Genomic DNA, 14,003 nt, shown 5'->3' on the forward strand with positions numbered 1-14,003 from the left:
CAGCCGTCAGCTCTTCTTGCCCGCCGACTCCGCCTCGTCCTTGACCTTGTCCTTGTCCGAGTCCTCCGCGTCGAGGGCGGTCTCGGCTTCGGCCTCGGCCTTCGCCTCAGGCTCGGTCTTGGGCTCGGCCTTGGGCTCGTTCTCCTCGTCCTTCGCCTCGGTCCTGGGCTCGTCCTCCGGCTTGCTCCCGCCGTCGGCTCCGGCCTCACCGGCGGAGGTGTCCGCGCCCGGCTCCACGACCTCTTCCCGGCCCGGACGCTTCTTCGCCGACACCACGATGTACGTCACCGCGAGCACGAACACGATCAGCGCGGTCCAGACGTTCAGCCGGAGGCCCAGGATGTGGTGGGCGTCGTCGATGCGCATGTACTCGATCCAGGCGCGGCCCGAGCAGTAGGCGGCGACGTACAGCGCGAACGCCCGGCCGTGGCCCAGCTTGAAGCGGCGGTCCGCCCAGATGACGAGCAGGGCGACGCCGATGTCCCACAGCGACTCGTACAGGAACGTCGGGTGGTAGTAGCCGGGCACCCGGCCGTCCGCGGAGGAGGTGATGTGCAGGGCCCACGGGAGGTCGGTCGCCTTGCCGTACAGCTCCTGGTTGAACCAGTTGCCCCAGCGGCCGATGGCCTGCGCCAGGGCGATGCCGGGCGCGATGGCGTCGGCGTAGGCGGGCAGCGGGATGCCCCGGCGACGACAGCCGATCCACGCGCCGACCGCGCCGAGCGAGATCGCGCCCCAGATACCGAGGCCGCCCTCCCAGACCTTGAAGGCGTCCACCCAGTCACGGCCCTCGCTGAAGTACAGCTCGTAGTCCGTGATCACGTGGTAAAGCCGGCCGCCGAGGAGGCCGAAGGGCACCGCCCAGACCGCGATGTCGGCCACTGTGCCGGCCCGCCCGCCCCGGGCGAGCCAGCGCTTGTTGCCGAGCCAGACCGCGGCGAAGACGCCGATGATGATGCAGAACGCGTAGCCGCGAAGCGGAACGGGGCCGAGGTACAGCACCCCGCGCGACGGGCTGGGAATGTAGGCAAGTTCCATGGCAAGGTCGACGCTACCCTGCCGCACCGCGCCCACGGCAGGCAGCCCGGCTACGGCTCCATAACGGGCCGGGGAGAAACACTCACTCTTGGTTCGCCTCCTCCACCATCTGCTTGAGCTTCGCCGGAGTCATCGTCCGGTCCTGGTAGATGTTCTTCCCGTTGAACAGCACGGTCGGCGTGCCGCCGAAACCACCGGCCTGGAAGGCCTGGTTGGACTTCACGACCCAGCTGTTGTGGGTGCCCTTCTCGACACAGGCGCGAAAGGCCGGCGTGTCGAGGCCGTCGACCTTGGCCGCCAGCTCGATCAGCTTGCTGTTCTTGCTGTAGGCGTCGTCCGTTTCCTCCGGCTGGTTCTCGTACAGCACGTCGTGGTACGCGGTGAACTTTCCGGCGTCCTGGGCGCAGGCCGCCGCGTTGGCCGCGTTGCGGGAGCCGCTGCCGCCCATGTTGCCGTCGATGAGGGTGGCCAGGTGGTACTCGGCCTTGAGCTTCCCGGCGTCCGTCAGCTCGTGGATCGTCGGTCTGTACGCCGTCTCGAAGGCCTTGCAGGCCGGGCAGCGGAAGTCCTCCCACACCGTCAGGGTGGACTTGGCGCCGTCCTTGCCGACCGGGATCGCCAGGGCGTCCTTGCCCTGTGCCCCCGAGGGCGCCACGACCGGGCCGGACTTGGCGCTGTCCTCGTCCTTGCCGGAGTTCGCGGCGAGGACGCCGATCACCGCGGCCAGGCCCAGCACACAGACGACGCTCGCGCCGACGATCAGTGTGCGCCGCCGCCGCTCGGCGGCCTTCTGCTTCTCGCGCTCCACAGCCAGCCGCTCCCGGGCGGTGCGCTTTCCCTCACGGTTCTTCTCGCTCACACCCCCAGAACGAACCGGGGAGGCGCATTGCGCCTCCCCGGTCCCAGGTCCACCCGTTCGGGTGAGACCGGATGTTCCGTCACGCCTGTCGGCGTACGCCCTTCGCCAGTTCTCCCGCCAGTTCACGGACCGCCTGGACGCCGGCCGCGTCGTCCGGGGCGTCCAGCATCCGCTTGACGAAGGCCGAGCCGACGATCACGCCGTCGGCGAAGCCGGCCACCTCGGCGGCCTGCTCGGCGTTGGAGACGCCGAGGCCGACGCAGACGGGCAGGTCGGTGCCGGTGGCCCGGGTGCGCTCGACCAGGTCCTGGGCCTGCGCGCCCACCGACTCACGGGTGCCGGTGACACCCATCAGCGAGGCGGCGTAGACGAACCCGCTGCCCGCCGCGGTGATCTGCGCGAGCCGCTCGTCCTTGCTGCTCGGCGCCACGACGAAGACCGTCGCGAGGGCGTGCTTCTCGGCGTGATCCCTCCACAGCTCGGACTCCTGCACCGGCAGGTCGGGCAGGATGCAGCCCGCGCCGCCCGCCTCCGCGAGTTCGGCGGTGAAACGCTCGACGCCGTAGCGGTCGATGGGGTTCCAGTACGTCATGACGAGCACCGGCTTCCCGGTGGCCCGGAACGTCTCGCGGACCGTGCGCATGACGTCCGCGATCCGCACCCCGCCGCGCAGGGCGATGTCGTCGGCGGTCTGGATGACCGGACCGTCGAGGACGGGGTCGCTGTGCGGCAGACCCACCTCGACGACGTCCGCACCGCCGTCGAAGACGGCCTTGATCGCCTCGATGCCGCCGTCCACGGTCGGGAACCCGGCCGGGAGGTAGGCGATGAGCGCGGAGCGGCCCTCGGCCCTGGCGGCGGCGAGGGTGTCCGACAGCAGCTGAATGTTCCCGCTCACTTGGCGTCCCCCTCGATCTCGGCGGTGTCGGCCGCGTTGGCGGCGACCTCGGCGTCGGTGTCGTACAGCCCGAAGTAGCGGGCGGCGGTGTCCATGTCCTTGTCGCCGCGACCGGACAGGTTGACGACGATCAGGCCGTCCTCGCCCAGTTCCCTGCCGACCTCCAGGGCACCGGCGAGGGCGTGCGCCGACTCGATGGCCGGGATGATGCCCTCCGTGCGCGACAGCAGGCGCAGGGCCTGCATGGCCGCGTCGTCGGTGACCGCGCGGTACTCGCCGCGGCCGCTGTCCTTGAGGTAGGAGTGCTCGGGGCCGATGCCCGGGTAGTCCAGGCCCGCCGAGATGGAGTACGGCTCGGTGATCTGGCCCTCGTCGTCCTGGAGGACGTAGGACCGCGAACCGTGCAGGATGCCGGGCTCACCGGCGGTGAGGGTGGCCGCGTGCTCGCCGGTCTCCACGCCGTGTCCGGCCGGCTCGCAGCCGATCAGACGGACGGAGGTGTCCGGGATGAAGGCGTGGAAGAGGCCGATGGCGTTCGAACCGCCGCCGACGCAGGCGACGGCCGCGTCGGGCAGGCGTCCGGCGCGCTCCAGGAGCTGACGACGGGCCTCGACGCCGATCACGCGGTGGAAGTCGCGGACCATGGCCGGGAAGGGGTGCGGTCCCGCGACCGTACCGAAGAGGTAGTGGGTGTGGTCGACATTGGCGACCCAGTCGCGGAAGGCCTCGTTGATGGCGTCCTTGAGCGTACGGCTGCCGGACTTCACCGCGACGACCTCGGCGCCCAGCATGCGCATCCGGGCCACGTTGAGGGCCTGGCGCCGGGTGTCGATCTCGCCCATGTAGATCGTGCACTCGAGCCCGAACAGGGCACAGGCGGTGGCCGTGGCCACGCCGTGCTGGCCCGCGCCGGTCTCGGCGATGACGCGGGTCTTGCCCATGCGCTTGGTGAGCAGCGCCTGGCCGAGCACATTGTTGATCTTGTGGGAACCGGTGTGGTTGAGGTCCTCGCGCTTGAGGAACACCCGGGCGCCACCGGCGTGTTCGGCGAACCTCGGCACCTCGGTGAGGGAGCTGGGGCGGCCGGTGTAGTGGACGAGCAGGTCGTCGAGTTCGCGGGCGAACTCGGGGTCGTGCTTCGCCTTGTCGTACTCGACGGCCACCTCGTCCACGGCGGCGACGAGGGCCTCCGGGATGAACTTGCCGCCGAACGCGCCGAAGTAGCCCTCGGCGGTGGGGACTTGACCCTCCGGGTCGGGGATGAAGAACTCGCTGGGCATGCGGAAACCTCACGGTGAGTTTGTGAAGAACACTGATCGCCGTGGGGGGCGGGGCCTTGCCGGCGGCGTCAGGCCGTCGCTGGCTGGTCGCGCTCGCGCGGCGGTGGCCGCACGTCGAAAAGAGCCCCGCGCCCCTCATGGGTCGGCCATCGCATGCCGTTGACCTGTCCGGGTTCGTCTCCGATGACGTATCGGACCCTGCGGCCGTGCACCCGGCGTGCGGGCGCGCGGCAGCCACGGGGGCGGCAGCCGCGTGCGAGGCGGGCGTACCGGTCCGTGGTGGTCGCGGGGGTCGTCGGAGTCATCGGGGCAAGCCTAGCGAAAGATCAGCTGCGCCCGTGCCGCAGTGCGGGGTGTTCGCCCGCCGCTACCAGGTCCGCCACCGCCGTCTTGGGGTCACGGCCGGTCACCAGGGACTCTCCGACCAGGACCGCGTCGGCGCCGGCGTTGGCGTAGGCGATGAGGTCGTGGGGGCCGCGGACGCCGGACTCGGCGACCTTGACGATGTGGTCGGGGATCTCGGGGGCGACCCGCTCGAAGGTGGAGCGGTCGACCTCCAGGGTCTTCAGGTTGCGCGCGTTGACGCCGATGACCTTGGCGCCCGCGTCCACCGCGCGGTCGACCTCGTCCTCGTCGTGCACCTCGACGATCGGGGTGAGGCCGATGGAGACGGCGCGCTCGATCAGCGACTCCAGGGCCGACTGGTCGAGGGCGGCCACGATCAGCAGCGCGAGGTCGGCGCCGTACGCGCGGGCCTCCCACAGCTGGTACGAGGTGACGATGAAGTCCTTGCGCAGCACGGGGATGTCCACCCGCGCGCGGACCGCCTCGAGGTCGGCGAGGGAGCCGCCGAAGCGGCGCTGTTCGGTGAGGACGGAGATGACGGCGGCGCCGCCCGCCTCGTAGTCGGCGGCCAGGCCCGCCGGGTCGGCGATCGCGGCCAGCGCGCCCTTGGAGGGGCTGGAGCGCTTGACCTCGCAGATCACCTTGACGCCGTCGCCCCGGAGTGCGGCGACCCCGTCCTTGGCGGCGGGGGCCTTCGCCGCGCGCTCCTTGAGCTCGTCGAGGCTGACGCGCGCCTGCCGCTCCGCGAGGTCGGCACGGACTCCGTCGATGATCTCGTCGAGCACACTCACGCGAGCGGCCCCCTTCCGACAACCAGTGGAAAACGATGGTCACTGCGATGGTATCCGCAGGAGGGCGAAGGCCTCACATCCGGCCGACCGCGGTCCCACTACCTGGACATTCGCCCATTGATCAAGGATGCAGCCAGCCACCGAACGGCAGGTTCCGGACAACCGTGAACGCCAGCATCAGCGCACCCGCCGACCACATCAGTACCGGCCCGGGGTCGATGCGCAGACGCCGTCCGCGAGCCGCGCGGACTGCCCAGACGGTCCATACGACGGCGAAGCCCAGGTAGGCGGCGACGGCCAGGGCGTTGTCGTGCAGGGCGGTCGCGAGGTCCCCGTGCGCGAAGGCGTGCGCGCTGCGCAGACCGCCGCAGCCGGGGCAGTACACGCCCGTCAGGCGCAGCAGGGGGCAGACCGGGTAGTGGCCGGGCTCGTTGGGGTCGACGGCCGCCACGTACGCGAAGGCCCCGGCGACGGCGGCGAGGATCCCGGCGGGCACGGCCAGCCGGCTCAGGGCCGTCGAGTTCACCTGTCGGCTGTCGGCGTTCACGCCTCGCATTGTGCCCTGCGCGGACCGCACGCGCGCGTGAGGGGCGCCCGGTGCGGACGCCGGGCGCCCCTCACGCGACGTTCTCCCGGGCTCAGCCCTCGACGCTCGCGGGCTCGCGCGTCGCGGCGACCTTGTGCACGGGGTGCGCGCCCTTCGGCTGGCCCAGGCCCGCGGCGCGCATCGCGGCGCCGACGACACCCCCGAGGACCACGATCACCATGCCGGCCCAGAAGCCCAGCGGCTCGGCCATCACCATGAACGCGCCCGCGACGCAGAAACCGATGAAGGCGATGGTGACGCCGGTCCAGGCGGCCGGGGTGTGTCCGTGGCTGCTGCCCGCCATGACTTGCTCCTCATTGCTGTCCAAGTGTCTGTCCGAGCCGGACGCTCGTCGTCCATTGTCCCGTACGCGTGCGCGTGCGGGACGCGGGGGTGGGTTCCGATCGCGTCTGATTCACCACATCGGGAACCGGACCCCGCTCCCTGGTCAGGCGGGGTCGGGGCCCGTCGGGTCCTCGCCGCGGTCCAGGGCCTTCCAGATCTCCTCGGGCCGGTCGGGGTCGACGGGCTCGGCGGTGCGCTGCCGGCGGGGGGCGTCGCCGCGCTCGTAGCGGCCGGACATCGCGGGCCACTGGCGGCCGTAGCGCAGGGCGAGCAGGCCCGCCAGGAGGATCAGGGCACCGCCGGCGACGGCGACGTAGGGCCAGGCGGTGTGCGTGAAGGAGGCGACGGTGGCGGAGGTGTCGCCGGAGGCCTTCGCGGCCTGCTCGTCGAGCGCGGAGTCGTCGGAGGCGCCGACCAGGGCCGCGGCGACGATACCGGCGCCGGAGAGCGTGAGCAGGGCGGAGACCGCGAGGCGGCCGGCCCTGCGGACGGCGAAGACGGCGACGAGCGCGGCGAGGCCCACTATGGCGAGCGCCGCGGGCACGCCCGTGACGTCGCTGCCCCTGGCGGTGAGGGGGAAGGCGCCGCCGGCCACCGTCGCCGTGCCCTGCGACCAGCGCTGCCGGGTGGCGAGCAGGGCCACGGCCGCGCCCAGCGCGCCGAACAGCAGGGCGAGGGCGAGGCTCAGCCGGCTCGACCGGGCGGAGTCGGCGGGTACGGAACGGGGATGAGGTACAGCAGTCACGGAGTCCACTATCGCCTGAACCCCGGGCCCACCGTCACCCGGGGCTCACGTGATACTCGCCCCACCTGTCCCGAAAGCGCCCCTGAAGCGCCCCGACGCCCCGGGCAAGTCGCCGACGGCCCCGGAAGGCCCTACGCGCCGAGCCGGTTGGCCGTGTGGACCGCGCGGAGCACCGCCGCCGCCTTGTTGCGGCACTCCTGGTCCTCGGCGACGGGGTCGGAGTCGGCGACGACACCGGCGCCGGCCTGGACGTAGGCGGTGCCGTCGCGCAGCAGGGCGGTGCGGATGGCGATGGCGGTGTCGGAGTCGCCGGCGAAGTCCAGGTAGCCCACACAGCCGCCGTAGAGGCCGCGCCGGGAGGGCTCCAGTTCGTCGATGATCTGCATGGCGCGGGGCTTGGGGGCGCCGGAGAGGGTGCCCGCGGGGAAGCAGGCGGTGAGGACGTCGAAGGCGGTGCGGCCCCGGGCGACCCTGCCGGTGACCGTCGAGACGATGTGCATGACGTGGGAGTACCGCTCGATGGACATGAAGTCGACGACCTCGACGGAGCCGGGTTCGCAGACCCGTCCCAGGTCGTTGCGGCCCAGGTCGACGAGCATGAGGTGCTCGGCGCGCTCCTTGGGGTCGGCGAGCAGTTCGTCGGCGAGGGCCTGGTCCTCCTGCGGGGTGGCGCCGCGGTGCCGGGTGCCGGCGATGGGGTGGACCATGGCCTGTCCGTCCTCGACCTTGACCAGGGCCTCGGGGGACGAGCCCACGACGTCGAACCCGTCGAAGCGGAACAGGTACATGTACGGGGAGGGGTTCGTCGCCCTCAGGACCCGGTAGACGTCCAGCGCGCTCGCCGTGCACGGCGTTTCGAAGCGCTGCGAGGGGACGACCTGGAAGGCCTCGCCCGCTCGGATGCGCTCCTTGATGTCCTCGACGGCCTCCTGGAAGTCGGGGCCGCCCCACAGGGCGGTGTACTCGGGGAGTTCGGAGGGCGGGAGGACGGCCGGGGGCTGGGCGACCGGGCGGGAGAGGTCGGCCTCCATGGCGTCGAGGCGGGCCACCGCGTCGGCGTGGGCCTCGTCGACGCCGGTGTCGAGGTCGTTGTGGTTGATCGCGTTGGCGATCAGCAGGACGGAGCCCTCCCAGTGGTCCATGACGGCGAGGTCGCTGGTCAGGAGCATGGTCAGCTCGGGCAGTCCCAGGTCGTCGCGCTCGCCGGGGCCGATCTTCTCCAGGCGGCGCACGATGTCGTAGCCGAGGTAGCCGACCATGCCGCCGGTGAAGGGCGGCAGATCCTCCTGGTGGGGGGTGTGCAGGGCCTCGATGGTGGCGCGCAGGGCGGCGAGGGGGTCGCCGTCGACGGGGACACCGACGGGCGGGGTGCCGAGCCAGTGCGCCTGGCCGTCGCGCGCGGTGAGGGTGGCCGCGCTGCGGACGCCCACGAACGAGTAACGGGACCACGACCGGCCGTTCTCCGCGGACTCCAGGAGGAAGGTGCCGGGGCGCTCGGCCGCGAGCTTGCGGTAGAGCGCGACCGGGGTGTCTCCGTCGGCGAGGAGCTTACGGGTGACCGGGATGACACGGCGGTCTGTGGCCAGCTTGCGGAACGTCTCGAGGTCCATGGCGGCTGACCTTACTGATCCGGGGCGGCGGCGCCGGAATCGGCGCCGTCCTTGAGGAGGACGTCGGCGTCGAAGCAGGTGCGCGCGCCGGTGTGGCAGGCGGCGCCGACCTGGTCGACCTTGACCAGCAGGGTGTCGGCGTCGCAGTCGAGGGCGACGGACTTCACCCACTGGAAGTGACCGGAGGTGTCGCCCTTGACCCAGTACTCCCGGCGGCTGCGCGACCAGTAGGTGCAGCGGCCGGTGGTGAGCGTGCGGTGCAGCGCCTCGTCGTCCATCCAGCCGAGCATGAGCACCTCACCGGTGTCGTACTGCTGGGCGATGGCGGGGACGAGCCCGTCGGCGCCGCGCTTGAGGCGCGCGGCGATCTCGGGGTCCAGGCTGCTGGGCTGGGGCGTGCTGGTCATGGGTGCCATTGTGCCGCGCGCCACTGACCGTGGCGGACGTGCGTCCACTGTGCGGACCCGCTACGTGGTCGTAGGCTGACCGCATGTCGACTTTCGCCAAGCGTGAACGGCTCCTTCTCGCCGACCTCTTGGAAACGGCTGGTCCGGGCGCCCCGACCCTCTGCGAGGGCTGGGAGACACAGGACCTGGCCGCGCACGTGGTGGTGCGCGAGCGTCGCCCGGACGCCGCCGGGGGCATCCTGATCAAGCAGCTGGCGTCCCGCCTCGACAAGGTGATGGCGGAGTTCGCCGCGAAGCCGTACGAGGAGCTGATCCAGCTGATCCGTACCGGCCCGCCGCGGTTCTCGCCCTTCCAGCTGAAGCAGATAGACGAGGCGTCGAACACGATCGAGTTCTACGTCCACTCCGAGGACGTCCGGCGTGCGCAGTCCGACTGGACGCCCCGCGAGCTGGACCCGGTCTTCCAGGACGCCCTCTGGTCCCGTCTGGAGCGCACCGCCCGCCTGATGGGCCGCGGTTCCCCGACCGGCCTGGTGCTGCGCCGCCCGGACGGCCGTACGGCGGTCGCCCAGCGCGGCACCCCGGTGGTGACGGTCACCGGGGAGCCGTCGGAGCTGCTGCTGTTCCTGTACGGACGGCAGAGCGCCGCGAAGGTGGAGCTGGACGGGGAGAAGGAAGCGATCGAGAAGCTGCACAGCGGCAAGCAGCTGGGGATCTGAGGGCGAGGCGGCTCGCACGGCCGAAGGTGGGCGTCAGCGGGGCAGTTCCGCGCGGCGCAGGTCCTTCACGCACAGGGCCACGCCCCCGCCGAGCCCGCAGAGCACGGCGCTGACGACGAACACCGGGCGGGTGCCCCAGGCCCCGACGGCCGCGGCGAACAGCGGCATCGTCAGCGGCGCCAGGCCCAGACTGACCAGGCTGGAGACGGCCGTGACACGGCCCAGGTACGCGGGGTCGGCCTGGGTCTGCAGCAGGGCGCCGCACACCGCGCCGCTGAGGCCCGCGGACAGCCCGACGAACAGGGCGATGCCCACGGCCGCGACCACGCCGGGGACCTGTGCGAGAGCAGCGATCGCCACGGACCCCGCGAGGATCGCGTGCGCGGCCACGCGCCCCGCGTGGGGCAGCCGGCCCCGCACCGCCAGCAGCAGTGAGGCGAGCGCCGCCCCGGTCCCGAAGCCGGCCAGTACCCAGCCCATGCCGGAGGCACCCCAGCCGCGCTCGTCGGCCAGCAGGGTCAGGCCCACGTTGAACGGCCCGACGAAGCCGAGGTCGCCCAGGGCGATGACCAGCATCAGCGGGGCGAGCACGCGGTGACGGCGGATGCGGCGCAGTCCGGTCACGAGGTGGCGCCAGGCGGTGGTGCCACGGGAGCCCGGGCTGCTGTCGGCCGGGCCGTCGTCGGAGGGCAGTTCCCTTATGCGCACGGAGATGAGCAGCGGCAGGGACAGGGCGATCAGCAGCCCGGCGAGCCCGAACGCGGCCGCGGCGCCGCCGGCCGCCACGCCGATACCGCCGAGCGGGGCGCCGACGATGACGGCGAACCGGTACGCCAGGCCCCTCATCCCCTGCACCCGGGCGAGTTGCGCCGTGCCGGTGATCCGGGCGGGCAGCGCGCCCACGGCGGGGACGAACACGGCGTCGACGGCGCCGAAGACCAGGGCGAGCACCGCCAGCGGCCACAGCCCCGGGCTGGTGAGGAACAGCAGTCCCGCCACCGCGAGCACGGCCGCGCAGCGCACGGCGTCACTGCCGATGACGACGCGGCGCGGCCCCCACCGGTCGGCGATCACTCCCCCGCCCAGCATCAGTACCGCTCGCGGCAGCGCGCTGGCCGACATCACCATTCCGGCCTGGGCCGGGGAGCCCGTCTGTACGGCGGCCCAGGACAGGGCGACGTAGTAGACACCGTCACCGGCCATCGAGGACGCGTACGCGCCGAGCCAGCGCAGGACGTTGCCGTCGCGGTGGGCGGGGCCGGTCGTCGCGGGCGCCGGTGCCGTGCCGGTCGCGGTCATGGGGAGCGTCCTCTCAGGCGCGGAACGGGAAGCCGTACAGGTGGATGCGACGTTCTCGCGGCCCTGGGTTTCGCCCGCCTCCTCGGCGGCTCGCCCCTTGGCCTGGTACTTGCGGAGAAGCTCCCCCATGTCGCCCCGGAGTTCGGTGAGTTCGGCGGCGGTGAGGCGCTGGAGCCACTCGCCGTCGAACCCGGCCGAACGCCAGGCGTCGCTCCAGGACCCGGACTCGTCCAAGTGGCGCCGGTACCGCTCGACACGCTGTTCCCGCAGGGTGCGGGGCAGCGCGCCCTGGGCGGCGAGCTTGCAGCGTTCCCGGCCGTCGCCGCTGTGCAGGTTCCGTATCCGGGCGGCGGAAAGCCCCGGCCACCCGGTGACCGGGGCTCGGGCGGGGTGCGGTGTCAGCGCACCGGGTGACCCGCTTCCCGCAGCGCCTGCTTCACTTCCCCGATCCGCAGGTCGCCGAAGTGGAACACCGACGCGGCCAGCACCGCGTCCGCGCCCGCGTCGATGGCCGGCGGGAAGTCGGCGAGCTTGCCGGCGCCGCCGGAGGCGATGACGGGGATGGTCACGTGCTTGCGGACGGCGGCGATCATCTCCAGGTCGTAGCCGTCCTTGGTGCCGTCCGCGTCCATGGAGTTCAGCAGGATCTCGCCGGCGCCCAGCTCGGCCGCCCGGTGCGCCCACTCGACCGCGTCGATGCCGGTGCCCTTGCGGCCTCCGTGCGTGGTCACCTCGAAGGACCCCGACGCGGTACGGCGCGCGTCGACCGACAGCACCAGCACCTGGCTGCCGAACCGCTCGGCGATCTCCTGGATCAGCTCCGGGCGGGCGATGGCCGCCGTGTTGACGCCCACCTTGTCGGCGCCCGCCCGCAGCAGCTTGTCCACGTCCTCGGAGGCGCGCACCCCGCCACCGACGGTCAGCGGGATGAACACCTGCTCGGCGGTGCGGCGCACCACGTCGTAGGTGGTCTCGCGGTTGCCCGACGAGGCGGTGATGTCCAGGAACGTCAGCTCGTCGGCGCCCTCGGCGTCGTACACCTTGGCCATCTCGACCGGGTCGCCGGCGTCACGCAGGTTCTGGAAGTTGACACCCTTGACGACCCGGCCGTTGTCCACGTCCAGGCAGGGGATGACTCGGACCGCCAGGGTCATGAGTTCACGGCTCCTCTGAATGCCTCTAGCTCTACTTCGACCAGGATGCGCGGGTCGACGAAACCCTCCACCACCAGCAGGGTGGACACCGGACGCACCGCGTCGAAGATCTCCTTGTGGGCCCGGCCCACCTCGTCGACGTCCCGCGAATGCGTCAGGTACATCCGGGTACGGATCACGGACTCGACGCCGAGCCCGAACTCGCCGATCGCCTCGACCGCGCCGGTGAAGGCCACCTTGGCCTGCTCGTAGGGGTCGCCCTCCCCGTAGAGCACATCGCCCTTGAAGGACGTGGTGCCCGCCACCAGCACACGGTCGCCCGCCGCGACGGCACGTGCGAAACCGAAACTCTCTTCCCAGGGACTTCCGCTCTGCACGCGCCGCACGGCTTCGGACGTCATGACGACACAGCCTCCAGGGCCTCTTCCAGGGTGAACGCCTTCGCGTAGAGCGCCTTCCCGACAATCGACCCCTCGACACCGAGGGGTACCAGCTCGGCGATGGCGCGCAGGTCGTCCAGGGACGACACGCCACCGGAGGCCACGACCGGCCGGTCCGTCGCCGCGCACACGTTCTTCAGCAGCTCCAGGTTGGGGCCCTGCAGCGTGCCGTCCTTGGCGATGTCGGTGACGACGTACCGGGCGCAGCCCTCCTTGTTCAGCCGCTCCAGCGTCTCGTAGAGGTCGCCTCCGTCGCGGGTCCAGCCACGGCCGCGCAGGGTGGTGCCGCGTACGTCGAGACCGACCGCGATCCTGTCGCCGTGCTCGGCGATGACCTTGGCGACCCACTCCGGGGACTCCAGGGCGGCGGTGCCGAGGTTGACGCGGGTGCAGCCGGTGGCCAGGGCGGCGGCGAGGGTGGCGTCGTCGCGGATGCCGCCGGAGAGCTCCACCTTGATGTCCATCGCCTCGGTGACCTCGCGGACCAGGTCCCGGTTGTCGCCGGTGCCGAACGCCGCGTCCAGGTCCACCAGATGCAGCCACTCGGCGCCCGCCCGCTGCCAGGCGAGGGCGGCCTCGAGCGGGGAGCCGTACGAGGTCTCGGTGCCGGACTCGCCGTGCACGAGACGGACGGCCTGGCCGTCGCGGACATCGACGGCGGGAAGGAGTTCGAGCTTGCTCACAGGCTTCCGATCCAGTTGGTGAGGAGCTGGGCGCCGGCGTCGCCGGACTTCTCGGGGTGGAACTGCGTGGCCCACAGGGCGCCGTTCTCCACGGCGGCCACGAAGGGCTTGCCGTGCGTCGACCAGGTCACCCTGGGCGCGTGCATGGTCGGGTTGTGCGTCTCCAGGGACCAGTCCTGGACGGCGTAGGAGTGCACGAAGTAGAAGCGGGCGTCCGCGTCGAGACCGGCGAACAGCTGGGAGTCGGCCGGGGCGTCCACGGTGTTCCAGCCCATGTGCGGCACGATCTCGGCCTGGAGCGGCTCGACCGCGCCGGGCCACTCGTCGAGGCCCTCGGTCTCGACGCCGTGCTCGATGCCGCGCGCGAACAGGATCTGCATGCCGACGCAGATGCCCATCACCGGGCGACCGCCGGACAGCCGGCGGTCGATGATCCAGTCGCCGCGCGCCTCCTTCAGCCCCCGCATGCAGGCGGCGAAGGCCCCGACGCCCGGCACCAGCAGCCCGTCCGCGTTCATGGCCCTGTCGAAGTCACGCGTGATCTCGACGTCGGCCCCGGTGCGGGCGAGGGCCCGCTCGGCGGAACGGACGTTGCCGAAGCCGTAGTCGAAGACCACGACCTTCTTGCTCACCGCGCTCAACTCCACACCTCCAGCCTCATGACACCGGCGACGAGACACATGCCGGCGCCGATCGACAGCAGCACGATCAGGCTCCTGGGCATGTCCTGCTTGACGAAGGAGTAGATGCCGCCGGCCAGGAAGAGACCGACGACGATCAGAAGGGTCGACAGACCGTTCATGG

Annotated in this window: 18 protein-coding genes; 1 reads left to right on the forward strand and 17 read right to left on the reverse strand. The window is 71.9% G+C overall.

Annotated features, from left to right (window positions below; genetic code table 11):
- Positions 1–6 precede the first annotated feature (6 nt).
- The 11 genes from lgt to hisI form a co-directional block, all read right to left on the reverse strand.
- Positions 7–1,038, reverse strand: coding sequence for a prolipoprotein diacylglyceryl transferase (gene lgt, locus ACIBVL_RS01535; RefSeq protein ID WP_399089969.1), 1,032 nt, complete (start codon positions 1,036–1,038; stop codon positions 7–9).
- An 82-nt stretch (positions 1,039–1,120) separates the two neighbouring features.
- Positions 1,121–1,897, reverse strand: a complete 777-nt coding sequence (locus ACIBVL_RS01540) for a DsbA family protein (RefSeq protein WP_399089972.1) — start codon at positions 1,895–1,897, stop codon at positions 1,121–1,123.
- A gap of 79 nt (positions 1,898–1,976) precedes the next feature.
- A complete protein-coding gene (gene trpA, locus ACIBVL_RS01545; RefSeq protein WP_399089976.1) occupies positions 1,977–2,795 on the reverse strand; it encodes a tryptophan synthase subunit alpha in 819 nt (272 codons plus the stop codon).
- Complete coding sequence (gene trpB, locus ACIBVL_RS01550) at positions 2,792–4,075, reverse strand: tryptophan synthase subunit beta (RefSeq protein WP_399089979.1); 1,284 nt, start codon at positions 4,073–4,075, stop codon at positions 2,792–2,794. Before trpB ends, trpA begins: the two co-directional genes overlap by 4 nt.
- Before the next feature lie 68 nt (positions 4,076–4,143).
- Entirely contained in the window at positions 4,144–4,380 is a 237-nt protein-coding gene (gene trpM, locus ACIBVL_RS01555; protein WP_399089982.1) for a tryptophan biosynthesis modulator TrpM, read from the reverse strand.
- A 21-nt stretch (positions 4,381–4,401) separates the two neighbouring features.
- Complete coding sequence (trpC, locus tag ACIBVL_RS01560; RefSeq protein WP_399089985.1) at positions 4,402–5,211, reverse strand: indole-3-glycerol phosphate synthase TrpC; 810 nt, start codon at positions 5,209–5,211, stop codon at positions 4,402–4,404.
- Positions 5,212–5,332: 121 nt separating this feature from the next.
- Positions 5,333–5,767, reverse strand: a complete 435-nt coding sequence (locus tag ACIBVL_RS01565) for a DUF2752 domain-containing protein (RefSeq protein ID WP_399089988.1) — start codon at positions 5,765–5,767, stop codon at positions 5,333–5,335.
- 82 nt (positions 5,768–5,849) lie between these two features.
- A complete protein-coding gene (locus ACIBVL_RS01570) occupies positions 5,850–6,101 on the reverse strand; it encodes an HGxxPAAW family protein (protein ID WP_399089991.1) in 252 nt (83 codons plus the stop codon).
- A gap of 144 nt (positions 6,102–6,245) precedes the next feature.
- Complete coding sequence (locus tag ACIBVL_RS01575; protein ID WP_399089994.1) at positions 6,246–6,896, reverse strand: TIGR02234 family membrane protein; 651 nt, start codon at positions 6,894–6,896, stop codon at positions 6,246–6,248.
- A gap of 122 nt (positions 6,897–7,018) precedes the next feature.
- Positions 7,019–8,497, reverse strand: coding sequence for an anthranilate synthase component I (locus tag ACIBVL_RS01580; RefSeq protein WP_399089997.1), 1,479 nt, complete (start codon positions 8,495–8,497; stop codon positions 7,019–7,021).
- Between the two features lie 11 nt (positions 8,498–8,508).
- Complete coding sequence (hisI, locus tag ACIBVL_RS01585) at positions 8,509–8,904, reverse strand: phosphoribosyl-AMP cyclohydrolase (protein ID WP_399090000.1); 396 nt, start codon at positions 8,902–8,904, stop codon at positions 8,509–8,511.
- Positions 8,905–8,987: 83 nt separating this feature from the next.
- On the opposite strand from hisI, the gene ACIBVL_RS01590 reads away from it, so the two are divergent.
- Positions 8,988–9,623, forward strand: coding sequence for a TIGR03085 family metal-binding protein (locus tag ACIBVL_RS01590; RefSeq protein WP_399090003.1), 636 nt, complete (start codon positions 8,988–8,990; stop codon positions 9,621–9,623).
- Positions 9,624–9,656: 33 nt separating this feature from the next.
- Here the strand turns inward: ACIBVL_RS01590 and ACIBVL_RS01595 are convergent, their stop codons facing one another.
- The 6 genes from ACIBVL_RS01595 to ACIBVL_RS01620 form a co-directional block, all read right to left on the reverse strand.
- Positions 9,657–10,922: an MFS transporter gene (locus ACIBVL_RS01595; RefSeq protein ID WP_399091970.1), complete on the reverse strand. Its 1,266-nt coding sequence runs from the start codon at positions 10,920–10,922 to the stop codon at positions 9,657–9,659.
- Positions 10,923–11,320: 398 nt separating this feature from the next.
- Positions 11,321–12,076, reverse strand: coding sequence for an imidazole glycerol phosphate synthase subunit HisF (hisF, locus tag ACIBVL_RS01600; protein ID WP_399090006.1), 756 nt, complete (start codon positions 12,074–12,076; stop codon positions 11,321–11,323).
- Positions 12,073–12,477, reverse strand: coding sequence for a RidA family protein (locus ACIBVL_RS01605; protein WP_399090009.1), 405 nt, complete (start codon positions 12,475–12,477; stop codon positions 12,073–12,075). Before ACIBVL_RS01605 ends, hisF begins: the two co-directional genes overlap by 4 nt.
- The gene (gene priA, locus ACIBVL_RS01610; protein WP_399090012.1) at positions 12,474–13,199 is read right to left on the reverse strand and encodes a bifunctional 1-(5-phosphoribosyl)-5-((5-phosphoribosylamino)methylideneamino)imidazole-4-carboxamide isomerase/phosphoribosylanthranilate isomerase PriA; all 726 of its coding nucleotides are present in this window, start codon (positions 13,197–13,199) and stop codon (positions 12,474–12,476) included. The genes ACIBVL_RS01605 and priA overlap by 4 nt, the downstream gene beginning before the upstream one ends.
- Entirely contained in the window at positions 13,196–13,840 is a 645-nt protein-coding gene (hisH, locus tag ACIBVL_RS01615; RefSeq protein ID WP_399090014.1) for an imidazole glycerol phosphate synthase subunit HisH, read from the reverse strand. The genes priA and hisH overlap by 4 nt, the downstream gene beginning before the upstream one ends.
- Positions 13,837–14,001: a hypothetical protein gene (locus ACIBVL_RS01620; RefSeq protein ID WP_399090017.1), complete on the reverse strand. Its 165-nt coding sequence runs from the start codon at positions 13,999–14,001 to the stop codon at positions 13,837–13,839. The genes hisH and ACIBVL_RS01620 overlap by 4 nt, the downstream gene beginning before the upstream one ends.
- Positions 14,002–14,003: the final 2 nt, after the last annotated feature.

Source organism: Streptomyces sp. NPDC049687 (genome assembly GCF_044465285.1).
Classification (GTDB): Bacteria; Actinomycetota; Actinomycetes; order Streptomycetales; family Streptomycetaceae; genus Streptomyces.